Origin of the sequence: Campylobacter concisus (genome assembly GCF_902460415.1) — a bacterium.
Classification (GTDB): domain Bacteria; phylum Campylobacterota; class Campylobacteria; order Campylobacterales; family Campylobacteraceae; genus Campylobacter_A; species Campylobacter_A concisus_Y.
The window spans coordinates 36,990-61,059 of record NZ_CABPTY010000003.1 but is presented as its reverse complement, the minus strand read 5'-3'; the positions used below and the strand labels follow the sequence as shown (position 1 = coordinate 61,059).

The following is a 24,070-nucleotide window of genomic DNA, read 5'->3' as shown; positions in this document are numbered from 1 at the left end:
GCCTTTTGATAAATTTATCGCAAATTATATCCCAAAGCATTTTAAATCCATTTTAACTTTCTAGCGAATTTTAGGTGTTACTTTGATTTTCTTAAAAAATTTTTTACCATCTTAGAAAAATAATACAAAATATTTTACATAAAATTTAATGTACTATTTTTAGTAAAATTGATAAATTTAAGTGAGCAAAGACTATAAAATTTTAAGAGCTAAAACTAATTTGTATAAATTTTAGGCTTAATTTTTTAATTAAAATAAGCCTAAAATTTTGCTTCATTTTTTATATTATTTAGCTTTTTAACGGCTTCGTCAAAGTCGTCAGAATTTATAAAAACATTAATATTTTCGTTTTTCTTGTAGACTTTGTCGTAGTATTTTGTGAGTAAAATTTCAGCTACTTTAGCAATGTCATTTTCATTAAATTTAGCCACAGCTTCATCTCTAGCTTTTTTATCGATAAATGGTGAAATTTTCTTCATACATTCGTCAAAAAAGGCTTTATCCACACTTTTATAGTCATCTACTATACAAGAAATTCTTTTTTCTAAACTTGCACTTACTTCGACATTTATGCCACTACGCATCGCCTCATAAAGACTTTTTGGCAAACTTAACGAGCCTATCCTTCTGCTCTCACCCTCAATAAAGCAAATTTTATCTTTTAGCGTGATGAGCTTTTCAAACAACGCATCTTCAAAGCTTTTTTGGCTTGGCTGCGCGCCATTTATCGCTCCAAAGACAGAGCCTAAATGATTTGCCATAGCTTCAAGGTCTATTGACGGGCTTAGAGTCCTTATTAGCTTACTTTTATAGCAGCCAGTATTTCCAAAAAGAGTGATAAATTTCGTGCTTAAAGGTCGATTTAGAAATTCTAAAACATGATTTCTATAAGTTTTATAGCCACCACTAAGCCTAAAAACTCTATATCCTATCATACTTAGCACATAGCCAACAGAATTTGATCTAAGCCCACCTTTAGCGCAGTAGATGCCAATAGCTGAACCAACCTTGGCTCTTTTATAAACCTCATCAATGATATTTTGTAAATTTTTGCAGATATATTTTGCGCCAAGGCTCTTTGCTAGGGATCTATCGCTTTTATAGATCGTGCCTACCTCTTTATGTTCCGCGTCATTTAAAGCGTATAAATTTATGGCATCTTTTATGTGTGAATATGAAAATTCATGTGGTGATCTTGCGTCTATTAAAATTTCAAAAGAGCTTCTTTTCTCTAGCCACTGCTCTACATCAAGCTCAAATAACGGCACTAAATGCCTTTTTTAGTTTCTCAAAAAGTGGATGAAATGGCGTGCCATTTACTCTCACATCAGAGATAGTAGTTATAAAATTTGTATCTCCGCTCCACCTTGGCACAAGGTGATAATGCACATGCTCAGCTATGCCAGCTCCCGCTGCCTTGCCTAAATTCATACCTATATTTACGCCATTAGCATAAAGCTCTTTTTTTAAAATTTCAACTCCAAGCCTTACAAATTTACTCATCTCAAACCAAGTCTGCTCATCAAGCTCTTCGATCTTATCGGTATGCTGATTTGGTATTATCATAAAATGTCCTGGAGAATACGGATATAAATTCATAATCCCAAAACAATGCTTAGCTCGAAAAAGTACGCCATTTTTATCATCATCATCTGAGTTTATAACGTCACAAAAAACACAGCTATCTTTTTTAGCGCTAAAGTATTCGCTTCTCCAAGGGGCACAAAGGTGCTGCATTACTCACCCTCCTTTATCTTTTTGACGGCATTTTTTATATTATCTTGCCTCATAAAATGCTCTCCTATCAAGAAAGCATCTACGCCTATTTTACTTAGCTCTCTAAGCTGTTCATGCTCGTAAAGACCGCTTTCAGCGACTATTATCTTGCCATTTGGTAAAAGTGGTATGAGCTTCTCACAAAGGCTCATATCCATCGTAAAATCATCTAAATTTCTATGATTTATACCTATTATATTTGCTCCTGCAAAGATAGCCTTTTTCACATCACTCGCGTCGTGAGTTTCAACCAAAACTTCAAGACCTAAATGATGAGCGTAGTCTAAAAACTCTTTTAGCTCATTTTGAGTTAATGCTTTTGCGATGAGCAAGATAAAGTCTGCTCCATAAACAAGAGCTTCAAGAATTTGATACTTATCAACGATAAAATCTTTTCTAAGGATCGGCCTTGAGGCGTAGCGGCGAACTTGCGTGATATACTCGATGTTGCCTTTAAACCAATGTGGTTCAGTCAAGATACTAAAAGCATTTGCGTATGGCTCGTATTCCTGAGCGATTTTTATAGGTTCAAAATCCTCTCTTATCACGCCTTTGCTAGGGCTTGCCTTTTTGATCTCGGCTATGATTTTTATCGGCTCATTTTGACTTGCTCTAAGTGCATTTAAAACATCTCTTGGCACGTATGGATTATACGCGAGCGAGCGACCAAGCCACTCCTCAGGGAAGTCTGCTTTTCTTTTTTCAAGATCATCTTTAGTCTTTTTTATTATCTCATCAAGTATCATTTTTTAAGCCTTTTGTTTAGATTTATTATACAGCGCTCTATTAGGTGCAAATGCTCTTTTGCCTCTTTTGAAGTCCTAAAATCAACATCTTTCATTGCATGCTGCATGATACTTTTTGCTTTTTTGCACTCACCGAGCTTAAAATATCCCCACGCTAGCGAATCCTCATAATAAGGTGACTCGGGCGAGATGGTAAGTGCCCTTTGCACAAGCTCTATACCCTTTCTAGGATCAATATCATGATCTATCAGCAAGTAGCCATAATAGTTAAAAAACATATCATTTTCTAGCTTTGGCACGCTAGCTTCAAATTTATCTAAAATTTCAGCCATTTTTTGTTCGTTCAAGGTATCTTTATTCATCTCGTATTCGTAAATCGCGGCTTTTGCTAAAAAATTTAAATCCCTGCTGTCATTATAAATTTTAACAGCAAGTATGTATGCGTCACCGAAATTACTAGTCGCCGCATAAAGATCCATAAGTGCCACATCGTTGTAGCTATATTTTTTTAAAATTTCAATTGCTGCTTTGTAATTTTTATCATAGATAAAAAACTGCACGATCTTATCAATATACGAAGTATCGTGATTTAGCTCATAAAGCTCTTCAAAGAGTTCGATCACTTTTGGGAAATTTCTTTGCTGGGAGTAAATTTCAGCCAAAAGCTCGCAAGTCTTTAGCGTGCAGCCTTGTTCATCTCTAAATTTTTCAAGATATTTTGTAGCGTCTTTTATCTTATCCATGCGATTTATCAAAATATCAACGATACGGAGCAAATTTTCTTCTTCTTGCTTTAGCGAGTATGCCTCTTCAAAGTATTTTAGCGCAGTCGTTGTTTCATTTTGCATCATACAAATAGTGCCAAGCATGAGTAAATTTTGGGCATTTGGCTCTTTTGTGGCAAGCTCTTGCATTAAACTTTTAGCCTCATTTAGCTTTGAAAGATTTACTAAATTTGCCACCTTTATACGGATAAAATCGCTGTCGTCTTTTAAGCTTTTTTCGCCTTCACTTATCAAAGCGTCTAAATTTTCATTTTTTGTAGCAAAGGCGAGTTTGATCGCCTCTTTTAAATAAGCTTTTTGATTTGTATCTTTAAAAATGTTTGAGTAAGCTTGAATGCTAGCATTCACATCTCCGCTATCTTGAAACAATAAAGCTTGCATTAGGCGTAAATTTATACTTTTATTATCGTCAGCCAAAAGTAGCTGCGAATTAAAAAATACGCTCATAAAAAATACTAAAATTTTACGCCAATGCATTCTGCTTTTAGCTCCTTTAAATTTTTTTTAAAATAATTCCAAAACGGAAAAGTCCTACACTGCTGTGGCCTTAGCTCATAGACTGAGCAGTTTTTATTTTTTTCATCAAAAAATACACAAGCAAAGCCATCTTCATAAGGCTTCTCTTTTATGCTACACCTTAGCCCAACTCTTATTAAAAACTGCTTTTCAAACTCATCTTTACTCATATGAAATGCAGTGCAAAATTTTGAAATTTCTTCTTCATTTATCCAGATGTAGCCACTCTCTCCCGTGCAACACTTACCGCCGCAGCTCTCGCAAAAGCTGGCATCAAACTCATAGCTAAAGCCTTGCACTCTCACGTTAGCTCCTGATAATCAACGCTGTTTGTATCAGCTTTTTTAAAAATTTCAATTGCCTCTTTTGTATGCGAGCCATTTTCGCTCATTACCAAAGGTGGCAAAATTTTTAGCTTTGAGTTTGAATTATTTCTTACCTCAAACAAGGCCAAATTTGCTGGCTTATCAGCCTTTGTATGAATAAATTTTAGGCTTACTAAATTTAGCTTAAACTCTTTTAGACACATTACGATCTGGCTAAGATCATCAGGTGCATAGCAAAAAAATGCCCTTTTGTGAGGTTTTAAATTTATGCTTATACCTTTTATAAAGTCTTTTAGACCCAAAGAGCTTGTGTATCTACTAGCCTTTATATGCTCATCTTCGCTTTGTTTCGTACCCTCGTGATAAAATGGCGGATTTGATACGATGAGGTCAAATTTCTCACTATCTTTAAAATCTGCAAAATTAGCATTTATAATTTCTGCCTCCAAGCCATTCTTACTGGCATTAAATTTAGAAATTTCACCATTTATCTGCAAGATATCAAGCAAGCTTAGGCTGGAATTTTTAAAGTCGCGTTTAAGCAAAAGCCCAAGTACCCCGCACCCTGCGCCAACGTCTAAAATCCTGCCTGAAAAATTTTTCAAACTTGATCTTATAAAATCATAAAGTACCAGCGTATCGCTGTTGTAGCGATAGCCACTTTTTAGCTGAGCCAAGATCATCTATAAACCTTGATGATAAAGCCACGCGTGACATCTTTTACGATCACTTCAGAGCTAAAGCTGATCCTTGCAAAATCGCCAAATTCTTCTTTTATAAGCTCGGCTGCTGCCTTTGCGCGCTCTTTACCAACGCCATAATTTACATAGTTATTTAGCCTACCAAGATCGTCTTTTTTGATGCTTTGAGCCACATTTGATGGAATGACAAAATTTTTCTTATCTACGATCGGAATTATCTCATAAAGGTAGTTTGAGTTAAATCTTTGTAAAAATTCGCTCACTCTATTCTTACACATCACGCTAATCTTATCTTTTACATCCATGTCATCACACTCAAGGCTAGAGATCAAAACTAGCTTTGTTGGAGTTTCAGGTTTTGTCGTAGCTTGCAAAATATTTTTTAAATTTACATTTTCATTTTCGAGCTCATCTTGCCTATTTAAATTTTGCTCGATATCTTTTTGAAGTTCGATGATTTTGGCATTTACCGGACTTCCTTTTACGCTAGATGAGCTAAGTTCATTTATTTTAGAATTTAACCTCTCAATCGTCTTATTACTCTCGTTTAACTTATGTTTTGCGCTTTCAAGCTCATTTTGTAAGCTTAGTAAATTTTTACCGCCGCTTTTATTGCTATCAGCAAAAAGGGCCGACGTATCAGCTATCTTCTTTTGCAAAATATTTATTTGCTGACGCAAAATTTCATAGTTTTGCATATCGATCTTTAGCGTCCTTTTTTGAGCTTCTAACTCACTTTGCTTTGCTGCTAGCATTTGACTTGTTTGAGTGAGATTATTTTCCAGCTCTTTTATCTTTTCATCTTTTGAGTTTATCTTTGCACTTAAATTTTTCAACTCGCTGTCATTTAAACCAAGCTTTTGGGTCTGCAAAGAGATAGTTTGATTTTGCTCAAACAAAGTTTTTAAAAATTTATTTGTCTTTGTATCAAGCGTCTTTAGCTCATCTCGTGCATTTTTAAAGCTCTCTTCACTTAAATTTAGCTTTTTATTTAGCTCATTTAGACTTGTATTTGCATCTAAATTTTGCTTCTCTAGCTTTTTGTTTATCAAATTTACCCGTTCAAGTTCTTTTTTAAGCGAGCTTATATTTTCATTTGCGAGTTTATTTTCCTGCTCGCTTTTAAGATTTTTTTCTTTTAAATCATTAAAACTTTTATGAAGTGCTGCAAGAGAGGCGTTTAGCTCTAAATTTTTACCATTATAGTTTTCAACTGCCAAATCTTTTGAGTTTAAATTTTTCTTTATCTCATCAAGCTCATAAATTCTGTCTTTTAAGGCGGTCCTGCTTGACTCAAGTGCTTCCTCAAGATCAATTATCTTATTTGCCTTTTTTGAAAGCTCATCCTCCATAACACTCTTTTGCGTTTCAAAGCCATCAGTTAGTGCATTTATCTCTTTTTCGTAGTTAAATTTTTGTGTATTAGCGTCATTTTTTGCTCGCTCGATCTCCTCTTTTAAAAGCAAAATTTCTCTTTTTTCGTTTTTATCTTTTTCATTTTGAGTATTTTCATACTCTTTTATTAGCGCGTCTTTTTGAGCCAGTGTCGTATTTAGCTCTATATTTTGCTCTTTTAAAGCTGTGTAATTTGCCTCAGCCATCTCTTTAAATTTAGCAAAATTTGCTTCGATATCTTTTACCTTACTTTCATCGCCATTTTTTGCCTCATTTATCGCATTTTCAAGGTCTATTATCTTTTTTTCATAGGCTTTTGAGCTCTCTATCATATCAGCTTGAGCTTCATTTAGTCGTTTTGTGAGAGTTTGTATATTTTCAAAGTGTTGTGCCTCAAGCTCGCCTAGCGTCTTTTGGTTTTTCTCAACTATCTCATTTTTTTCATTTTCGATATTTTTTTTCATCTCTGAAATTTTGCCTATAAAGTCTAAATTTTTCTCGCTGATATCAACATTATCAGTAGCTAAAATTTTATTTTTTTTGCTTAGCTCACGAACTTGTTCTTGAAGTTCGTTTACATCATTTGATAAATTTTGATCGTTCGTTTCAGTAAAATTTTGGATATAGCTTTTTGGAGTTATATATCCGCCATATTCGTAAAGATCGTCTTTACTGATGTATTTTTGTCTCTCTTCTTCTGGCAAATTGTCAAAATTTATAGAATAAATCGTTTGATTAGTATCTTTTGGCGCTTCATCTTCTTTTGGAGATTTAAAAAACGATAGGCAAAAGCCAACTATCAAACAAAAAATAGCTAGTAAAATTTTATTTATCAAGCTTATGCCTTGCCCTTTAAAATGTCTTTTATGACGTGATGAGCGTGATTTAGAGCAACGACTATTGAGCCACCATTTTTTAGCACGATGTCACCGCCCACATAAAGTCCTGGCACGCTACTTTGGTAGTTACTATCAACTATTGGAGTACCTTTTTCATCAATTTTTATCTGACATTTTTGTAAAAAATCAACCGGACTTGAGCCACCTATTGCATAGACAACTCTGTCATAAACGCGAATTTTGCCATTTTCGTAATGCACTCTAACTTTGCCTGATTCGTTATCTATCTCTTTTATATCGTGATTTAGCCTAACTTTTATCTTACCATGCTTTTCTAGCTCCCAAAGTGCACTTAAATTTGTCTCATTTACGCGGCTAAAATTATCTTTTCTATAAGCGATTGTGGTTTTATTGTATTGGCAAAGCTCAATCGCATACTCAACTGCTGAGTTTCCGCCACCTACGACAAGCACCTTTTCGCCGTTTGTACAGCTATCGAGGTTAAAATTTACAACTGAGTTTAGTGAAGGCGGGATTTTATAATCAGGCTTATTTGGTCGTCCCATTTTGCCAATTGATATCATCACATTTTTAGCTTCATAGACGGCTTTTGAGGTAGTTACTTTAAAAATTTCTCCGTCTTTTTTCACGCTCTCTACTTCAGAGTTAAAAAAAGCTTCAATCTTTTCAGTATCAAGCAGCTTGTCAAAATAATCAAGCGTGCTCTCTTTCGTGCCATCCTCAAATGAAACTACACCATGTATCGTGCTATCTTGCCCTTTATACTCTTTATCTACGCGTTTATTATCTTTATAAAATTTTCTTATCGTTTGGCTGTGATTATCGCCTTTTTCAAGAAGCAAAACGTTGTTTAAGCCATTTCTTTTTGCCTCAACTACGCTAGCAATCCCGCAAGGTCCGCCACCAACAACAATTAGATCATAAACATTTACCATCTTTTTCTCCAAATTTTATAAATTTTAAGCTTTTTTAACCAGATCAGCCATCAAAAATGCAAGCTCAAGTGCCTGATCAGCATTTAGTCTTGGATCACATTGTGTTTCATATCTTTGCTCAAGCGAACTTTCAGTGATATTTAATGCCCCGCCCGTACACTCAGTCACGTCTTGGCCTGTCATCTCAAGATGCACACCGCCAGCTCTTGTACCCTCAGCTTTGTGAATTTCAAAAAAGCTTCTAACTTCACTTATTATCTTGTCAAATTCTCTGGTTTTGTAGTTATTTGAGGTTTTTACAGTGTTGCCATGCATCGGATCGATGCTATAAACGATATTTAGCCCTTCTCGCTTTAGCTCTCTTAAAATTTTTGGTAAATTTTCGCCTATCTTATCAGCACCCATTCTGATTATTACATTTAGTCTGCCAGCTTCATTTTCTGGATTTAGCTTATTTGCAAGCGCGATGACATCCTCAGCCTTTGCACTTGGTCCGATCTTTACACCGATAGGATTTTTTACACCGCTTAAAAAATGTACGTGAGCGTCGTTTATGCCACGCGTTCTTTCGCCTATCCAAAGCATATGAGCCGAGCAGTCGTACCACTCACCGCTAAGACTATCAACTCTAGTTAAAGCCTCCTCGTAAGGTAGTAAAAGTGCCTCGTGAGATGTGTAAACCGCGGTTTGATTTATGACTGGCGTATTTGCTGAAGTGATGCCACAAGCTGCCATAAATGATAGTGTCTTTGTTAGTTCATCAGCTAGTTTTGCGTATTTTTCGCCGATCTCTGGCTTTTTAACAAAGCCCAAATTCCACTTATGCACTTGATGTAGGTCGGCCAAACCGCCTCTTGAAAAGGCTCTAAGTAAGTTCATCGTAGATGCGCTTTGATAATACGCCTCTATCATACGTTTTGGATCAGGCACTCTTGCCTTTTCGTCAAATTCAAAGCCATTTATGATGTCGCCTCTATAGCTTGGAAGCTTAACGCCATTTACCTCTTCAAAATCGCTACTTCTAGGCTTTGCAAACTGCCCTGCTACGCGGCCCACTTTGACCACTGGATAGCCACCAGCAAAGGTTAAAACTATCGCCATTTGAAGTAAAACCTTAAACATATCTCTGATGTTGTTTGCATTAAAATTTGTAAAGCTCTCAGCGCAGTCGCCACCTTGAAGCAAAAATGCCTCGCCATTGCAAACTTTTGCAAGTTCTTCTTTTAAGCTTCTAGCCTCGCCAGCAAAGACCAAAGGAGGAAGTGATTTTAATTTTTCTTCGACCTCTTTAAGCTCTTTTAAATCTGGGTATTTTGGTTGTTGCAAGATATTAAATTCTCTCCAGCTATCGCGGTTCCAAGTCATTTATTTTCCTATCTTTTTTACCTTAAATTAGACGCTGATTATATCACGGCAAACTTAAAAAATAAAAGCCATTAATGGGTTATTAAAGATATTTTGCATACAATCGCTACTTTAAATTTACCCAAAAAAAGAGAAGATTTTTTTCATGATAAAAGGCATATTTTATTCGCTTTTGGCATCTGTTTTGTTTAACTGCATCTACTACATGTCGGTGCTCATGAACCCCATCAGCACGCAAGCTCTTATTGGATACCGCATGATCTTTGCCATGCCTTTTGTCATCGCCGCCATTTTTTTGTTAAAACAGCAGCGAAATTTCAAATTTTTACTTCTAAAAATAAAGCTAAAACCTAAAATTTTACTAGTTTTGCTTGCTACCTCGCTCATCGTCTCATTTCAGATGTGGCTTTATCTCTGGGCGCCAAGCAACGGCTCGGCACTAAAGGTATCAATAGGCTACCTCATCATGCCAATAGTCATGGCTCTTTTTGGACGGATATTTTTCAAAGAGCACCTCTCAAAAACAAAGCTAGCCTCGATATTTTTTGCAGCCCTTGGCGTCTTTAGCACAGCTATACTAAGCGGCGGCATCTCGTGGGAGAGCGCTGTAGTTTTTTGCCTTTATCCAGTCTATTTTGCCATTAGAAAGTACTACAACCTTGCAAATTTCTCAAGCTTTGTTATAGAGATAATTTTTATGTTTTTATTCTCATTTTATTTTGCGCTCACAGCCGATATGAACTACGTGATGAGCCAAAATCCAAACATCTACTATCTGCTCATCTTGCTTGGTGCTATCAGCGGCATAGCCCTCATCGCCCAGATCCTCTCAAGCACGCTCGTGCCGATAAATGTACTAGGTTTGCTTACATATTTTGAGCCTATAATGATGCTTTTTGTCTCATTTGCTATCGGCGAGAGACTGGAGAAAAGCTCATACTTTTTAATGATCTGCCTAGCCATCTCGGTCACACTTTTGATGATAGATAGTATAAATTCTATAAAAGGCGACAAAAATACCAAGACTAAATGAGAGCCAAAAAGGCGTTATTCTCGCGCTTAGCGCCTTTTTTATGTGGGGGTTTTTGGCGGTTTATTTCAACCTCTTTAGCAAAGATATCGATGCTTATGAAATTTTAGCCCACAGAGTCATTTGGTCATTTTTCTTAATGGCTGGAGTGCTTTATTTTAGTGGCAAAATGGGCGAAATTTTTACTTTACTTAAAGATATTCGTTCGCTAAAAACCTTATTTTTGAGTGGTATATTTATCACCACAAACTGGGGCGTTTATGTATATGCAGTTAGCAATGGCAAAATTTTGGACACAAGCCTGGGCTATTTTATAAATCCACTAATAAGCATGCTTCTTGGTGTTATCATCTTTAAAGAAAGGCTAAATAAAAGCGGAATTTTAGCCATTTGTATAGTCGTTTTAGCCATTAGCGTACAAATTTATGCCCAAGGCGGATTACCATTAGTTTCCATCATCTTGCCGCTTTCATTTGGATTTTACGCGGCAGTTAGAAAGATGGCAAAGATTAGCGCATTTAACGGGCTTTTTATAGAGACATTTTTTATGTTCCCATTTGCACTTGCTTACGTCCTTTACATAGCATTTTTAGGTAAAAGCCACTTTGGGCTAAATGAAAACTCACTTTTAATGATTGCTTCAAGTATCGTAACCATCGTGCCACTTGTCGCATTTAACGCAGCTGCAACAAGGATAAATTTAACAACGATTGGCTACTTGCAATACATCTCGCCGACCATCGCGATCCTTTGTGCAGTCTTCATTTACGGCGAAAATTTGGACGGCTACAAGGTCATCTCGTTTTGTATGATCTGGCTGGCACTTGCGATAATTAGCATAGATAAATTTAGAAAAAGGAGTAAAGATGAATAGCGTAACGATTTATTTGCTGCTTGCGTTTTTTGCGGCGCTTATTTTATATTTTCAGATACAAAAACTAACCAGAAAGCTCGACGAAGAGGGGGCGGTGCCAGCTTATCAAAAGGCTGCGCAAGAGGTTTTAGAAAATTTAAGCAATGCTGAGAAATATCCAAAATTTTGCAACGTAATATTTAAAAAAATAAACGCCTTAAGGCAAGATATTTTATTTGAAGATGCGCTAAATAGTGAGTCTGAAAAAGATAAAGCATTAGATGCCTTAGAGCAAATAAGAGAAAAACTGGAAACTTTATCAAAGCAAGAGAATTTAAGCTGGGAGAGCGAACTCTTTGCGATCTTGGACGAGCTTGATAGCTTTATAAAGAGAAATTTCAAAAACGGCGAAGATAGAGCTGAAGAGCTAAGAGAGGAGCTAAAAAGAGAATTTGATGGGTTGTAATGATTTTTTACATAAATAGAATTTGTTTTTAAAAAGATTTAAGACACTAAGATAAAAAATCAATTGTGCCATAATGCAGAAAATTTAAGAGGATAGAACATGAAAGCGAATATCAAAAATCTCTCTGAAATATTTAGTAAAAATTTAAAAATACCAAGTTATCAACGTCCGTATACATGGAGTACTAAATCGACTCTTGAGCTTTTTAATGATATTTTTAAAGAATACGAAAATAACAAAAACGAGTACCGTATAGGCTCTGTCATATTGCATCAAGAAGCTGAAAATTATAATATTGTCGATGGGCAACAAAGACTTACTACGCTTACAATACTACTAAAATTACTAGGAGAAGAAAATTTGCCGTTATTGAAGCAAACTTTTAATCCTCTCTCCTATAACAGTATCACAAACAATCATAAAATTTTAAAGCAAAGAGTGGGGCTATTAAGAGATGACGCAAAAGTAAATTTTAAAAATTTTATCTTAGAAAAATGTACCATGGTTGAAATCGTTGTAGATAATCAATTAGATGCATTTAACTACTTTGACTCTCAAAACACCAGAGGTAAAGCATTAGAGATACACGATCTACTAAAAGCGTATCATCTAAGGCACATGGCTGATACCGACAAGAATAAAAAAGTACAGATAATATCAGCTTGGGAAAACGAAAATAGCAATGATATAAAAGAAATTTTTAGCGATTTTTTGTTCCCTATTATTAGATGGCAACGTAGAGAGAGCGGATTGTATTATTCTAAAAACCACATAGATATTTTTAAAGGCATAGACCATACTTCGCTATATAATGTGACTAAATTTAATAAAGCAGCGGTAACTTTTTTAGAAAAAAGTGATGATTTTGCTTATATTTTTAGCTCTAAAAATAGTATTAAATTTTTACTCACTCAAGATTTGTTAAGTGGAAAACACTTTTTTTACTTTACAGCTCACTATCTAAACCTTTGCCATAAAATAAAGAAATTTGTAGAAGCAAAATATGATGACAACGCCATGCCTAGGAAAAAGAGAGGTGATAAATATATAGTAAGACTTTTTGAATGCTTTATAATGGCATTTGTTGATAGATTTGGCTTTGATGAGCTTAGCGAAAATATTTGCGCATTTTTTTATAGATACGTTTATACCTTGCGTTTGGCAAAACAGGCCGTATATCTAGAGAGCATAAACAAATATGCACTTGGATATCAAGATGAAAATAACGGATTAAATTTATTTGAAAAAATATCTCACATGAGATCGCCAGATGAAATTTACAGCGTTGAGCTATGTGATATTGAGTCCATTGTTGGTGGATATGATGATATAAAAAATAGATTGGAGGTTAAAAATGAGCAAAACGGATGATCTAAAATTTAGTGTAGAAAAAATTTTTGAAAGCAAGTATCTGATACCAATATATCAGCGTAACTACGCTTGGAAAAGTTATGAGATAGGGATGCTTTTAGATGATATTAAAAGTAATGATGATGGGTATTTTATAGGGAGTTTGGTTGTTAAGCAAAAAGATGGTGTTTTTGAAGTTATAGATGGGCAACAAAGACTCACAACTCTATTTTTGATACTAAGATATCTTAAGCACGACATAAAAGGTGAACTTAAATTTGAAGCTAGACAAAAGTCAAACGAAACGCTAGAAAAAATTTGCGATGATGATAAATGTGCTGATTTGCCGTCTACTGAAATAGTAGATGGGTTTAAAATTATAGAAAAATATTTTTCGGAAAATAAAAAAGACGAGAGTTTTAAAAGTAAAATTTTAAATGCCAAACTTCTACGCGTACCAGTCCCAAATGATGCCGATCTAAATCATTTTTTTGAGATAATGAACACAAGAGGCGAGCAACTTGAAGCTCATCAGATCGCAAAGGCAAAAATTTTAGAAATTTTAGAAGAAAAAGACAGAAAAATAGCTGCATTGGTTTGGGATGCTTGTGCGGACATGGATAGATACGTGCAGATGAGCTTTGAAAAGAATCTAAGAGAACAAATTTTTGGCAATGACTGGAATAAAATTTGTAATGAAAGCGAACTTTTTGAAATTTCTATTGAAAATAACAATAATGCCAAAGAAGAGCCATTGAACAAAATTTTAGAAAATAAAAATTTAACTTCTGAAAAAACAACACAAAATGAAAACGAAAATGAAAGGTTTTCATCTATCATAAATTTCCCAAATTTTCTTTTGCAAGTAAATGCGACTATGAGCAATAATACAAGCAGTAGCAGTACAAATGAGCTGCTTTATGATAAAAAATTGATTGATAATTTAAAAAAACACTTCAATAATAGTGAAAATGCCAAAAATTTTATCTATAACCTTTTAAAATTTAGATTTTTGTTTGATAAATTTATTATAAAAACCGATGAAAATGACGACGAAAAATGGTCGCTAAAAATGCTCAAAAAATACTCCAACAACAAAGTTACATTTAGTTATGTGGATACGCTCGATGACAACAAGCTAGTTGTCGCTTTGCAATCTTGTTTGCGCATAACATACACCTCACCGCGCACTATGGAGTGGATATTTACGCTTCTTAAGGGACTTAACAAAAATACAACAGCCAATATGCAAGAAATTTTAGAAACCTATACAAATGAGAAGGTAAAAAATGCGCTAGAAAAAAGCAATTCCTATCCTATGTGTGAGAGAATAATCCTTACATATCTTGATTATATTTTATATAGAGAGTGTATAGTTAGCACTCAAGATAATAAAATCAAGGAAAAATTACAAAATGCTTTTAAAGCGGTTGGCAATGTAAATTTAAAAAATTTAAAAGAGTGGGAATTTAAATTTAGAGACTCTATCGAGCATTTTTACCCACAAAATCCTTCTGGAGATAGTATAGAGCGCATAAATGATGACAAAATTTTGAACTCTTTTGGTAACTTAGCGCTTGTTACAACTTCTGGTAACTCTAAATTTTCTAATCTCGCCCCATCCGCAAAGCAAACTACATATCCAAATATAATAATACAAAGCCTAAAACTGATATTGATGTCAGCATGTATAAATGGCAACAATATAGATGAATATAAACAAGCGATTAGCGAACATGGAAAAGAAATGCTAACTTTATTAAGAGTGCAAAAGCGGAATAATATTATATGAACACTTTTCTCTTAAAGTATTTTAGGAGATCAAAAATATCTGGTCTTATGCTACACAAAAAAATCAGATATGTTTACAGCTTCGCCTTTAGAGCCATTATCCTCTTATATGAAGCGTCGATTCGCTCTTTGCTGATCTTTTTCTCATTTACCGCGTCAATTATGATCTGAGTGACTAGATCGGCTGTCCTTTGGTTATTTATCTTGAACTCGCTAAAAAGTAAGATATCGCCACCAGCATTTATAAATTTCACCACTTTTTGCGCTAAAGCCTCGTCGCCAACACCTTTCATAAGCATATCATCACTAATGACCACACCATTAAATTTAAGTTCATTTCGCAGTAGATCAGTTATTATTTTTTTAGAAAGTGTGGCTGGATTATCCTCGTCGATACCCTTTACAAAAAGGTGTCCGACCATGATGATCTGCGCTCTACCTGTGCTTATGGCGTCTTTGTATGGTAGCAGCGCATCTTTGCTTAGCGTGATCTCGCTCTTATTTTTATGCGAGTCCTCTTTTGAGCTGCCATGCCCTGGAAAGTGCTTGATCGTAGTTATCACACCTTGCTCTTTAAATGCGTCCATAAAGGCATCAGCGTAGATCACCACTTTGCTCGCATACTCGCTAAACGCCCTTTGCTTTGCAGCGATGATCGGCGAGTTTTCGTCGTGCAGATCGACCACTGGGGCAAAATTTAAATTTATGCCACACTCCTTTAAATTTATAGCCATTTTTGAGTAGAGATCATAAGCGCTTTTGATATCAAGCGTGCTTGCGACCTCGTATGCGCTAGGATATGGGCCATCAAAGCTCTTATCTTTCATGCGGCTTACGTTGCCACCCTCTTCGTCGATAGCGATGAAAATTTTAGGACTTTTCTCTTTGATAGCTTTTATGCTAGCTTTTAACTGGGCTTTATTGGTGATGTTTCTGCCAAGTAGCATCACACCGCCAAATCTCTCATATCCAGCGTCGCTTAACATCGCGCGAAACGCAGCGTCTTTTGTGCTAGCTCCGTTAAAGCCAACCATTATCATCTGCGAGACCTTGGCTCTTAGGCTCACCTCTGCGCCGCTTAACCCCAAAGCAAAAATAGCCAAAAAAATTATAAATTTACAAGCTCTCATCTTCTTCCCAAAAGCGATTTTACGCTCTCAAAAACATCTTTGCCATTTAGCATATTTTCAACCTCACTGGCAATCGGCACATATATGCCCTTTTCTTTGGCGATCTTGCTAATAGCTCTTGCAGTATCCACACCCTCTGCCACTTCACCAAGCTCATTTAAAATTTTTTCTAATCTCTCGTGCCTTGCGATGCCAAGACCTACGCGGTAGTTGCGTGAGAGTATAGATGAAGCGGTTAAGAAAAGGTCTCCTGCACCGCTTAGCCCCATAAATGTCTCGTCTTTTGCGCCAAAAAATTTGCCAAATCTAGCCATCTCAACAAGCCCCCTCGAAATGAGACTTGCCCTTGCGTTGTTGCCAAGGCCAAGACCGTCACAGATACCGCCAGCTATGGCGATCACGTTTTTATACGCCCCGCACACCTCAGCACCGATCACATCATCAGAAGTGTATGCCTTCATATAGCTTGGGAAAAATGAGGCAAATTTCAAAGCTAAATTTTCATTTTTAGAATTTACCACCAAAGCGCAAGGAAGCTTCTGCATGATCTCTTTTGCAAAGGTTGGTCCTGAGAGAAAGGCCAAATTTTCTCTATCCACAAAGTCTTCATAAATTTCATTTAAAAATTTAAGATTTGCCGTGTCTATACCCTTGCTAGCAACTAAGATCTTTTGGCCTTTGTTTTTGTAGTTTTGCTTTAGCCATAAATTTGTAGCTTGCGTTGGGATCGTGCAGACTAGATATTCGCACTCCAAAGCCTCTTCTAAGCTTACAAAATTTAGCATCTCTCTTGGCGTTCTTGAGCTGATGACACACTCGCTATTTTCACTAAATGCATAAAATAGCGCACTGCCCCACTTGCCAGCTCCGATGACTGCTATGCTCATTTTAGCCCTTTTTTAGCCTATTTTGGCCTTTAAAAGCTCATTGACCTTGCCTGGATTAAAGGCACCCTTGCCCTCTTTCATCACCTGACCAACAAAGAAGCCAAACATCTTATCTTTGCCGTTTTTATACTCTTCTACCTTATCAGCGTTTGCAGCTAAAATTTGATCTATGATCGCAATGATAGCTGAGTCGTCGCTCACTTGTTTTAAGCCAAGCTTTTCGATGACGCTATCTACCTCCGCATCGTTTTCCATTAGGTAGTCTAGCACCTCTTTTGCAGCCTTGCCGCTTATCGTGCCATCTTCTATGCGTTTTAGTAAATTTATCATTTTAGCACTATTAACTGGGCTTGTCTCGATCGTTACTCCGTTATTTAAGCGGCCAAGAAGCTCGACTATGAGCCAAGTAGTAGCAAGTTTAGGCTGAATTCCAGTAGCGATCAGCTCTTCAAAATATCTAGCCATCTCGACACTTTGAGTTAAATTTAGAGCATCACTCTCTTTTACGCCTAGCTCACTAACATATCTTGCGACCTTTTGCTCGGCAAGCTCTGGAATTTTTATCGCTTCATTATACATCTGCTCTGACACTTCAACAGGCAGCAAGTCAGGGTCAGGAAAATACCTATACTCTGCGCTATCCTCTTTGCCACGCATCGATCTTGTCACTAAATTTGTCGTGTCAAACAGCCTTGTCTCTTGATAGACCTCTTCGTCGTATTTGCCATCTTCCCAAGCTGCACTTTGGCGCTCTACCTCATAATCGATCGCTTTTTGGATAAATTTAAATGAATTTAGATTTTTTATCTCAACTCTTGTATAAAGCTTGGTATCGCCTTTTGGACGGATAGAGACATTTGCGTCGCAGCGGAAGCTACCTTCCTGCATGTTTGCGTCGCTGATGTTTAAAAAGCGAAGGATTGAGTGTAGTTTTTTAAGATAAGCCACCGCCTCATCACTGCTTCTAAGATCTGGCTCGCTAACTATCTCAAGAAGCGGTGTGCCGGCTCTATTTAGATCAACTAAGCTCTCGTTTTCTTCGTGGATGTTCTTGCCAGCATCCTCTTCAAGGTGCGCTCTAGTTACACCGATGCGTTTTTTAGTACCATTTACGTCAATTATTAGCTCACCACCTTCTACGATAGGGATCTCAAACTGAGAAATTTGATATGCCTTTGGAAGGTCTGGATAGAAGTAGTTTTTTCTATTAAAGACTGATTTTTTATTGATTTTAGCGTTTATCGCCGTGCCAAAACTGATCGCCTTTTTTACAGCCTCTTTGTTTAGCACAGGTAGTGCTCCAGGAAGTGCTAGGCAGGTCGGGCAAACGTGAGTGTTTGCCTCGTCGCCAAAGCTAGTCGAACAAGAGCAGAAAATTTTAGTTTTTGTATTAAGCTGAGTGTGAACTTCTAAACCGATAACGACTTCAAACATATTTTTACCTTTAAATTTATACAAATTTTTAAGGCGTATTTTAGCGATACTTTCTTTTAAAATATCTAAAAATGAGCGTTTTGACTGGAAAATAAAGAAGGTGATTTAAAAATTTAAATAGTTTTAAAAAGAAAAAAGCCATATAAAAATATGGCTTTAAATTTTAATGCTCGTGCTCACTAATAGCAACGGCACCAGCTAGATAAACGTAAGTTAGCATCATGAAGATAAATGTTTGCAAAACAGCCATAAGCGTTAGAAGTGCGAAAGCTGGAAGCGGAGCAAACCAAGGTGCAAGTGTAAGCATCGCAAGCAAGAATAGATCATCTCCCTTGATATTACCAAAAAGACGAAATGATAGCGAAACTACACGTGAAAGATGCGAGATGACTTCAACTGGAAACATAATAGGAGCTAGAAATTTATTCGGCCCCATAAAGTGTCCAAAGTATTTAAAAAATCCATTTTCTCTAATGCCCTCAAAGTTGTAATAAACAAATACAACTAAAGCCAAAACTAGGGTTAAATTTAGACTTGATGTTGGCGACTCAAATCCAGGAATAATACCTACAACATTTGAAAAAAATACGATAAAACCGATAGTTGCAACAAGTGGAAGATATTTCCTAGCTAGTTTTTCACTACCTAAAGTATCTCTTCCCATAGATATAACGCCCTCCAAATAAGCTTCAACTATATTTTGAAGACCTCTTGGTACAAGCTGCATCTTACTCCTTGCTATATAAGCAACTATGATAACAATTAAAGCTACAAGCAGAAAGTGAAACGCATAGATAAAGGCGTGGGAGCTATTTAGGAAATTTGAAAATAGAAACAAATCTTTCATTAATTTACCTTGGATTTAGAATTTTGCGTGATTGTAACAAAATTATTGTTAAAACATTTTTAATTTTAAACTCTGAAATAATCGAAAATCAATTTACAAATAGTTACTGCAACTACCACTAGAAACATTGTTCTAATAAATTTTACCTCTTTTTTAATGACAAGATTTGATCCAAAATATGCTCCTAAAATTTGACCAACTGCCATCAAAAGCCCAACAGCCCAAAGCATCTGTCCGCCAGCTATAAAAATGCCAAGAGCAACGATATTGCTAGTAAAATTTAAGAGTTTCGTATGAGCGACAGCCTTTTTTAAATTTAGCCCAATCAATGCCACTATCGCAAATGTCCAAAAAGAGCCTGTTCCTGGGCCAAAAAAACCATCATAAAAGCCAAGTATTAGCCCAAAAAATACATAAAATAGCTTTTCATTCATCTTTGCAGCTCTATCATTTTCGCCGACTTTTGGCATAAAAAGCGTATATATAAAAATAGCAATCAGTAAAAATGGGATAATTATCTTTAAAAAATTTGTATTTAAAAATAGAATAACCACTGCTCCGATGATAGCTCCAATGAAAGTAAAAACGATACCTACAAAGCACTCTTTATAATTAATCAATCCCCGTTTTGTGAAATTTAAAGTCGCTGTAAAGCTACCAAAAACTCCTTGAAGCTTATTTGTACCAAGTGCAAGATGTGGTGGTACGCCCATCGCCATAATAGCTGGAAGCGTTATAAGTCCGCCTCCGCCAGCAATAGAATCGATAAAACCGCCTAAAAACGCAGCTACAAAAAAAACGACATAGCTAAGTAGATCAAATTCCATTTTTTTGCTCTTTTGATAATTGAAATAAAAGCAGATTGTATTTTATTTGTACTTATCTTTTTGTAAAATTTTTATATTTGAAATGAGAGATTTTTAAAATTTATAAATTTTAACGAGCCTTTGGATTTAGCTCAAAGACTCGTTTATTAAAGTGACTACTTAATAACGCCACAAAGCATTCTAGCACCGCCACCGCCAAGTGCTTTTGGGTTGTCGCTGTGATTATCACCACCAACATGAACCATTAGTGAGTGACCTTTTAGCTCGTCAAGACTTTTTATCTTTGGGGCTAGCACTGGATAGTTTGCATTGCCCTCAGCATCTACGTAAAGCGCTGGCAAATCGCCTTTGTGGCCTTTGTCATCCCATGCAAAAGAGTGCATTTTTGTGCCAGCTGGATCCCAGTGACCGCCTGCTTTCATGCCAAGGCCTTTTTCAGTCGCACCACAGTCAGCATTTTCATGGATGTGAAAGCCGTGTAGTCCTGCAGTAATTCCCTTTAAATTTGGAAAAAATGCAACGCCGTAATTTGTCTTAACAGCTACTACTTCACCGACACTCTTGTCGCCCTTCTCGCTTAGCTCGTTAACAGGTATGACTAGATGCTCTCCGGCTTTTGCATCAAAGTGATGACCCTCATGAGCAAAAAGCAAAGTTCCTAAAACTGCACTTAGCAAAACGATTTTTTTCATACAAGCTCCTTATGGATAAAATTGTATGGCAAGTCTATCCTAAATTTAAAAATTTAGCAATAATTTTTATTGATTAAGATTTTTTATGATAGTTTCTAGCTCTTTGCTCTGCCCTATTCTATAAAGAGCAAAGTCGTATTTTATCGGATCAAACTCGTCAAATTCTCTAAGTTTTTTTGTAAGATCCATGACTGCTTTGAAATCGTAGCTCTTTCTGTTTATAAGCCCTAAATTTAAAGAAACTCTATGTGTATGCACATCAAGTGGCATCAAAAGCTTATCTTTTGGCAAATTTTTAAATAGCCCAAGGTCGATGTCGTTATCTCTAACCATCCAGCGAAGATACATATTATAGCGTTTATATGGGCTTTGTGGCTCTTTGTCAAAACTCTTACCAAAGAAAAACTCATATCCGTCAGAGCGGTAAGAATTTAGCTTATATATAAATTTTATAAGCTCATTTACGCCCTCTATCATCTCGCCATTTTTTGCAAGACCTTGGCGTAAAATTTCTTCTATGTCACCCTCTTTTTTTAGGCGTGAGAGAGTGATAAAAATTTCTTTTACATCTTTTTCATTTTGAAAGCGGTATTTGAAACTTGAAAGATTTTTCTTGATATTTTGCTCGCTCTCATCAAGCAAACCAAAATCAAGCGAATTTAGAAATTTCACTATCATTTTTGCGTTGCCATAAGCAAATAACGCACAAATGAGTGCTATATTTGGCTCTTTAAATTTAGTGGCTACCTGAAGTGGATCCGGGGCTTCAAACAGCCCCAAATTTGTATTTTTGCTAAGTACGTGCGAGTCTAAAAGGCTTTTTAGATCGCTCATTGTTTTAATGAAAGAAGGGTATCTAGCATTTGATCAACGGTTGTGATGATCTTTGCGGCTGCGCCGTAGCTAGCTTGAAAGCGGATCAAATTTGTAAGCTCTTCATTGGTGTCTACGCCACTTGTTGATTGAAATTCCTCTTCAGCTGTCTTTTGCAAAGATGTATTTGTATCGTGGATCGTATTATTTGCCTCTGTATCACTCGCCATGTCAGTCGTAAGATAGCGGTAATATCCCTCGATCGTCTCATCTCTATCAAGCGCTATACCACTTGAGTAAAAGGTCTGCTTTTGATACTGAAGCTGGATCATTTTATTTGCAACTTCATTATTTCCGATAACTGGCTTTGAATAGGCACGAAGCTTTGTGTGGTCTTGGGTAAAATTTTGATTTATGCCGATACTATTTGAGTCAGTACCTGAAAAAAATCTATTTATGCCAACAGCGCCTGGAAAATTTGTACCGTGATCGACTATCGATATACTATAAAGCCCTTGAGCTTGTTTTGGAATGAGAGAAAATGTACCTTTTTGAGTATTTTTATCATAAAAATATGACGCCTCAAAAAAGTCATCAACGTCATTTAGCATATTATTATCTTTATTGTCATCTGAGTTTGAGTTAAAGTCTTTTACGATAGAGTTGCCATATCTTGTATCATTCATCGTCGTCGTACCATTTACATTTATAGTTTTTCTGGCCACGACATTGCCTTTGTTATCATAAACAATAGCTTCAAAACTTCCGTTTCTTATACTATTATCATGATTCATCAATGTCTTATCGCCTTCTAAATAACTTATCGGATCTGAGTTAGAAATTTCAACTGCGGATTCGGCATAGATATTATTTGTACTTGTTATTAAGGTTTTACTAAATGTATTTAGATTATCAATGTATTTTTGGATCGTTCCGTCGCTAAATTTATCATTATCTGGCTCGTAGTTTCTACCCCTAAGATCGAGTGCGGCTCCGATTTTACCGCCTGTAATCTTTTCTTCCATTGGGATTCTTCTACCGTCTTCTCTCTCATAATAAATTTTTGTATATCGTCCACTTTCGGTTGAACTCATAGAAATTTCATGAAAATTTACACCATCAACGATACTTACACCGCCAATGTTTAGATTGTAGTATTTTCCTTGATCTGTTATTCCTGTATCTACCCTAGAATTGCTCTTTAGATCGCTTTTATAAACTGCCGTATTTACCAGCTTTGACATAGCAAGCTCAAGCTCATCACGTTTATCACGAAGATCATTTGCATTTATTTTTATACCAGCATCCGCGCCTGATTCTATTCTTTGGATTTGCTTATTAATATTTGCTATTTGCCTGCCTAGCGAATTTATCTCATTTATATTTATTTTTATTGTTTCATCAATCTTTTCATGCATATCATAAAGCATCTTTGACGAGCGGTTAATACTTGCAGTCAATACACTTGCTTTATTTATCAAATTTACTTTCTGAGCACCTGCATTAGGATTTGAAGCAAAGTTATTCCACGCGGAAAAATACTCCTGAATATCTTTCACCATTCCATTATCTTTTAGATCAGGAAAATATTTTGTAGCTTCTTGCAAAATTCTTTGTTTATAGGCTGTGTTTTCTAAATTTGACGATGAGTATTTTAGTCTTGAGTAGGCAAACTCATCATGAAGTCTTGTTATAGTATCTACTTGTGTACCTGTGCCAACTCCGCCAGGGACTGTATTCATCGCTGGAGATGCAGATTGGACAACACGCTGCCTTGTATAGTAGTTGCTATCGGCGTTTGCGATATTATTTCCGGTTGTACTTATTTGAAGCTGGGCTGCATTTAGCCCTGAAACACCCGTGCCTAATGACATAAAAATATTAGCCATTTTTTAAACCCTTGATTTATAAAAATTATTATCTATGCTATTTCCATCTTGACCGTATTCACTTGCTTTAGTGCCAAAAATTTTTTCATTAAGTGAGTCAAAAAATTCTTTAACAGCAACAACATGTCTTGCATATTCCTTATTGACTTTATGTAAATTTTCAAGCTTTGAACGCATAAGAACAAGCTTTGACTTCACTTCATCGTCTAAAACACTAGCAAGTGTAGTCGTACCGCTCTCTTTTGATACCTTTAAAAGCTCTTTATCTAGTGCTCTTTTTGTATCTTCAAATGCACGAACTAAGGCATTTTTTTTCTTTACACTCTCATCAACGCTTGAGTGCTTAGCCTCTTTTATATTTGCGATATCTTGTATGGTTAAATTTATAAGCTCATCAAGCTCGCCTATAGCCTCGTCCAAAAGCTTTTTTATCATTTAAATTCCTTAATTACAGCAACGCATCAGCCACAGCCCTAGCCGTTTTTGAGATATCAACCTGATAAGTGCCATTTGCTATGGCATCAGTTATCTCTTTTAGCTTTGCGTTTTCGTTTGTTCTTACTTCTTTACTCTGAGTTTCGACCTTGGCATCGCTATTTTTATTTAGCGTATTTGCCTGAAAATTTGGTCTTTGGTTCAAAGGCCTTATCATATTC

24 protein-coding genes are annotated in these 24,070 nt (G+C 36.0%); 5 read left to right on the top strand and 19 right to left on the bottom strand.

Annotation, left to right across the window (positions count from 1 at the left end; translation table 11 throughout):
- Positions 1-260: 260 nt before the first annotated feature.
- The 9 genes from mnmH to FZ940_RS07735 are packed head-to-tail and all read right to left on the bottom strand — an operon-like array spanning position 261 to position 9,405.
- On the bottom strand, positions 261-1,268 hold the full coding sequence (mnmH, locus tag FZ940_RS07775; protein ID WP_148822144.1) for a tRNA 2-selenouridine(34) synthase MnmH: 1,008 nt from the start codon (positions 1,266-1,268) through the stop codon (positions 261-263).
- Positions 1,255-1,737 (bottom strand): HIT family protein, encoded by a 483-nt coding sequence (locus FZ940_RS07770; RefSeq protein ID WP_021091390.1) that lies wholly within the window; start codon positions 1,735-1,737, stop codon positions 1,255-1,257. The genes mnmH and FZ940_RS07770 overlap by 14 nt, the downstream gene beginning before the upstream one ends.
- Positions 1,737-2,522: an indole-3-glycerol phosphate synthase TrpC gene (trpC, locus tag FZ940_RS07765; RefSeq protein ID WP_148822143.1), complete on the bottom strand. Its 786-nt coding sequence runs from the start codon at positions 2,520-2,522 to the stop codon at positions 1,737-1,739. Before trpC ends, FZ940_RS07770 begins: the two co-directional genes overlap by 1 nt.
- Positions 2,519-3,754: a tetratricopeptide repeat protein gene (locus FZ940_RS07760; protein ID WP_187424696.1), complete on the bottom strand. Its 1,236-nt coding sequence runs from the start codon at positions 3,752-3,754 to the stop codon at positions 2,519-2,521. The genes trpC and FZ940_RS07760 overlap by 4 nt, the downstream gene beginning before the upstream one ends.
- A gap of 8 nt (positions 3,755-3,762) precedes the next feature.
- Positions 3,763-4,128, bottom strand: a complete 366-nt coding sequence (locus FZ940_RS07755; protein WP_021091298.1) for a YkgJ family cysteine cluster protein — start codon at positions 4,126-4,128, stop codon at positions 3,763-3,765.
- On the bottom strand, positions 4,125-4,832 hold the full coding sequence (locus FZ940_RS07750; protein ID WP_103583673.1) for a tRNA1(Val) (adenine(37)-N6)-methyltransferase: 708 nt from the start codon (positions 4,830-4,832) through the stop codon (positions 4,125-4,127). Before FZ940_RS07750 ends, FZ940_RS07755 begins: the two co-directional genes overlap by 4 nt.
- The gene (locus FZ940_RS07745; RefSeq protein WP_148822142.1) at positions 4,829-7,081 is read right to left on the bottom strand and encodes a coiled-coil domain-containing protein; all 2,253 of its coding nucleotides are present in this window, start codon (positions 7,079-7,081) and stop codon (positions 4,829-4,831) included. The genes FZ940_RS07750 and FZ940_RS07745 overlap by 4 nt, the downstream gene beginning before the upstream one ends.
- Positions 7,082-7,083: 2 nt before the next feature.
- Positions 7,084-8,040 carry an NAD(P)/FAD-dependent oxidoreductase gene (locus tag FZ940_RS07740; protein WP_072594292.1) on the bottom strand — a complete coding sequence of 319 codons (957 nt, stop codon included), beginning with the start codon at positions 8,038-8,040 and terminating at the stop codon, positions 7,084-7,086.
- A gap of 24 nt (positions 8,041-8,064) precedes the next feature.
- Positions 8,065-9,405, bottom strand: a complete 1,341-nt coding sequence (locus tag FZ940_RS07735; RefSeq protein WP_148822141.1) for a class II 3-deoxy-7-phosphoheptulonate synthase — start codon at positions 9,403-9,405, stop codon at positions 8,065-8,067.
- A 145-nt stretch (positions 9,406-9,550) separates the two neighbouring features.
- Here FZ940_RS07735 and rarD (FZ940_RS07730) point away from each other — a divergent pair, with 145 nt between their 5' ends.
- The 5 genes from rarD (FZ940_RS07730) to FZ940_RS07710 all read left to right on the top strand — a co-directional run bounded on the left by rarD (FZ940_RS07730) (position 9,551) and on the right by FZ940_RS07710 (position 14,896).
- Positions 9,551-10,438: an EamA family transporter RarD gene (gene rarD, locus FZ940_RS07730; protein WP_087578872.1), complete on the top strand. Its 888-nt coding sequence runs from the start codon at positions 9,551-9,553 to the stop codon at positions 10,436-10,438.
- The gene (gene rarD / locus FZ940_RS07725) at positions 10,422-11,309 is read left to right on the top strand and encodes an EamA family transporter RarD (protein WP_103628832.1); all 888 of its coding nucleotides are present in this window, start codon (positions 10,422-10,424) and stop codon (positions 11,307-11,309) included. The genes rarD (FZ940_RS07730) and rarD (FZ940_RS07725) overlap by 17 nt, the downstream gene beginning before the upstream one ends.
- The gene (locus FZ940_RS07720; RefSeq protein WP_148822140.1) at positions 11,302-11,754 is read left to right on the top strand and encodes an aryl-sulfate sulfotransferase; all 453 of its coding nucleotides are present in this window, start codon (positions 11,302-11,304) and stop codon (positions 11,752-11,754) included. Before rarD (FZ940_RS07725) ends, FZ940_RS07720 begins: the two co-directional genes overlap by 8 nt.
- Positions 11,755-11,853: 99 nt before the next feature.
- Positions 11,854-13,125 carry a DUF262 domain-containing protein gene (locus FZ940_RS07715; RefSeq protein WP_107811184.1) on the top strand — a complete coding sequence of 424 codons (1,272 nt, stop codon included), beginning with the start codon at positions 11,854-11,856 and terminating at the stop codon, positions 13,123-13,125.
- On the top strand, positions 13,109-14,896 hold the full coding sequence (locus tag FZ940_RS07710; protein ID WP_107792938.1) for a GmrSD restriction endonuclease domain-containing protein: 1,788 nt from the start codon (positions 13,109-13,111) through the stop codon (positions 14,894-14,896). The genes FZ940_RS07715 and FZ940_RS07710 overlap by 17 nt, the downstream gene beginning before the upstream one ends.
- A 73-nt stretch (positions 14,897-14,969) precedes the next feature.
- On the opposite strand, the gene FZ940_RS07705 is transcribed toward FZ940_RS07710, so the two are convergent.
- The 10 genes from FZ940_RS07705 to FZ940_RS07660 all read right to left on the bottom strand — a co-directional run bounded on the left by FZ940_RS07705 (position 14,970) and on the right by FZ940_RS07660 (position 24,066).
- Positions 14,970-16,025, bottom strand: a complete 1,056-nt coding sequence (locus FZ940_RS07705) for a glycoside hydrolase family 3 N-terminal domain-containing protein (RefSeq protein WP_148822139.1) — start codon at positions 16,023-16,025, stop codon at positions 14,970-14,972.
- On the bottom strand, positions 16,022-16,912 hold the full coding sequence (locus FZ940_RS07700) for an NAD(P)H-dependent glycerol-3-phosphate dehydrogenase (RefSeq protein WP_148822138.1): 891 nt from the start codon (positions 16,910-16,912) through the stop codon (positions 16,022-16,024). Before FZ940_RS07700 ends, FZ940_RS07705 begins: the two co-directional genes overlap by 4 nt.
- A 12-nt stretch (positions 16,913-16,924) precedes the next feature.
- Positions 16,925-18,346, bottom strand: a complete 1,422-nt coding sequence (gatB, locus tag FZ940_RS07695; protein WP_148822137.1) for an Asp-tRNA(Asn)/Glu-tRNA(Gln) amidotransferase subunit GatB — start codon at positions 18,344-18,346, stop codon at positions 16,925-16,927.
- 163 nt (positions 18,347-18,509) lie between these two features.
- A complete protein-coding gene (locus FZ940_RS07690) occupies positions 18,510-19,193 on the bottom strand; it encodes a F0F1 ATP synthase subunit A (RefSeq protein ID WP_054196701.1) in 684 nt (227 codons plus the stop codon).
- Positions 19,194-19,258: 65 nt separating this feature from the next.
- Positions 19,259-20,020 (bottom strand): TSUP family transporter, encoded by a 762-nt coding sequence (locus FZ940_RS07685; RefSeq protein ID WP_103582860.1) that lies wholly within the window; start codon positions 20,018-20,020, stop codon positions 19,259-19,261.
- Positions 20,021-20,175: 155 nt separating this feature from the next.
- A complete protein-coding gene (locus FZ940_RS07680) occupies positions 20,176-20,712 on the bottom strand; it encodes a superoxide dismutase family protein (RefSeq protein WP_148822136.1) in 537 nt (178 codons plus the stop codon).
- A 66-nt stretch (positions 20,713-20,778) separates the two neighbouring features.
- Positions 20,779-21,546, bottom strand: a complete 768-nt coding sequence (locus tag FZ940_RS07675) for a TIGR02757 family protein (RefSeq protein ID WP_148822135.1) — start codon at positions 21,544-21,546, stop codon at positions 20,779-20,781.
- Positions 21,543-23,414 carry a flagellar hook-associated protein FlgK gene (flgK, locus tag FZ940_RS07670; RefSeq protein WP_103600858.1) on the bottom strand — a complete coding sequence of 624 codons (1,872 nt, stop codon included), beginning with the start codon at positions 23,412-23,414 and terminating at the stop codon, positions 21,543-21,545. Before flgK ends, FZ940_RS07675 begins: the two co-directional genes overlap by 4 nt.
- A gap of 3 nt (positions 23,415-23,417) precedes the next feature.
- Positions 23,418-23,849: a flagellar export chaperone FlgN gene (flgN, locus tag FZ940_RS07665; RefSeq protein WP_021091397.1), complete on the bottom strand. Its 432-nt coding sequence runs from the start codon at positions 23,847-23,849 to the stop codon at positions 23,418-23,420.
- Between the two features lie 13 nt (positions 23,850-23,862).
- Positions 23,863-24,066 carry a flagellar biosynthesis anti-sigma factor FlgM gene (locus FZ940_RS07660; RefSeq protein WP_178139949.1) on the bottom strand — a complete coding sequence of 68 codons (204 nt, stop codon included), beginning with the start codon at positions 24,064-24,066 and terminating at the stop codon, positions 23,863-23,865.
- Between the last annotated feature and the right edge of the window lie 4 nt (positions 24,067-24,070).

Excerpts from the sequence above, each read along its gene's own strand:
- FZ940_RS07700 (WP_148822138.1), bottom strand. The coding sequence starts at position 16,912 with ATGAGCATAGCAGTCATCGGAGCTGGCAAGTGGGGCAGTGCGCTATTT.
- FZ940_RS07710 (WP_107792938.1), top strand. The coding sequence starts at position 13,109 with ATGAGCAAAACGGATGATCTAAAATTTAGTGTAGAAAAAATTTTTGAA.
- rarD (WP_087578872.1), top strand. The coding sequence starts at position 9,551 with ATGATAAAAGGCATATTTTATTCGCTTTTGGCATCTGTTTTGTTTAAC.
- FZ940_RS07685 (WP_103582860.1), bottom strand. The coding sequence starts at position 20,020 with ATGGAATTTGATCTACTTAGCTATGTCGTTTTTTTTGTAGCTGCGTTT.
- FZ940_RS07735 (WP_148822141.1), bottom strand. The coding sequence starts at position 9,405 with ATGACTTGGAACCGCGATAGCTGGAGAGAATTTAATATCTTGCAACAA.
- FZ940_RS07740 (WP_072594292.1), bottom strand. The coding sequence starts at position 8,040 with ATGGTAAATGTTTATGATCTAATTGTTGTTGGTGGCGGACCTTGCGGG.
- FZ940_RS07770 (WP_021091390.1), bottom strand. The coding sequence starts at position 1,737 with ATGCAGCACCTTTGTGCCCCTTGGAGAAGCGAATACTTTAGCGCTAAA.
- FZ940_RS07715 (WP_107811184.1), top strand. The coding sequence starts at position 11,854 with ATGAAAGCGAATATCAAAAATCTCTCTGAAATATTTAGTAAAAATTTA.
- trpC (WP_148822143.1), bottom strand. The coding sequence starts at position 2,522 with ATGATACTTGATGAGATAATAAAAAAGACTAAAGATGATCTTGAAAAA.
- FZ940_RS07690 (WP_054196701.1), bottom strand. The coding sequence starts at position 19,193 with ATGAAAGATTTGTTTCTATTTTCAAATTTCCTAAATAGCTCCCACGCC.
- FZ940_RS07720 (WP_148822140.1), top strand. The coding sequence starts at position 11,302 with ATGAATAGCGTAACGATTTATTTGCTGCTTGCGTTTTTTGCGGCGCTT.
- FZ940_RS07680 (WP_148822136.1), bottom strand. The coding sequence starts at position 20,712 with ATGAAAAAAATCGTTTTGCTAAGTGCAGTTTTAGGAACTTTGCTTTTT.
- flgN (WP_021091397.1), bottom strand. The coding sequence starts at position 23,849 with ATGATAAAAAAGCTTTTGGACGAGGCTATAGGCGAGCTTGATGAGCTT.
- flgK (WP_103600858.1), bottom strand. The coding sequence starts at position 23,414 with ATGGCTAATATTTTTATGTCATTAGGCACGGGTGTTTCAGGGCTAAAT.
- FZ940_RS07660 (WP_178139949.1), bottom strand. The coding sequence starts at position 24,066 with ATGATAAGGCCTTTGAACCAAAGACCAAATTTTCAGGCAAATACGCTA.
- FZ940_RS07760 (WP_187424696.1), bottom strand. The coding sequence starts at position 3,754 with ATGAGCGTATTTTTTAATTCGCAGCTACTTTTGGCTGACGATAATAAA.
- FZ940_RS07675 (WP_148822135.1), bottom strand. The coding sequence starts at position 21,546 with ATGAGCGATCTAAAAAGCCTTTTAGACTCGCACGTACTTAGCAAAAAT.
- FZ940_RS07705 (WP_148822139.1), bottom strand. The coding sequence starts at position 16,025 with ATGAGAGCTTGTAAATTTATAATTTTTTTGGCTATTTTTGCTTTGGGG.
- FZ940_RS07750 (WP_103583673.1), bottom strand. The coding sequence starts at position 4,832 with ATGATCTTGGCTCAGCTAAAAAGTGGCTATCGCTACAACAGCGATACG.
- gatB (WP_148822137.1), bottom strand. The coding sequence starts at position 18,346 with ATGTTTGAAGTCGTTATCGGTTTAGAAGTTCACACTCAGCTTAATACA.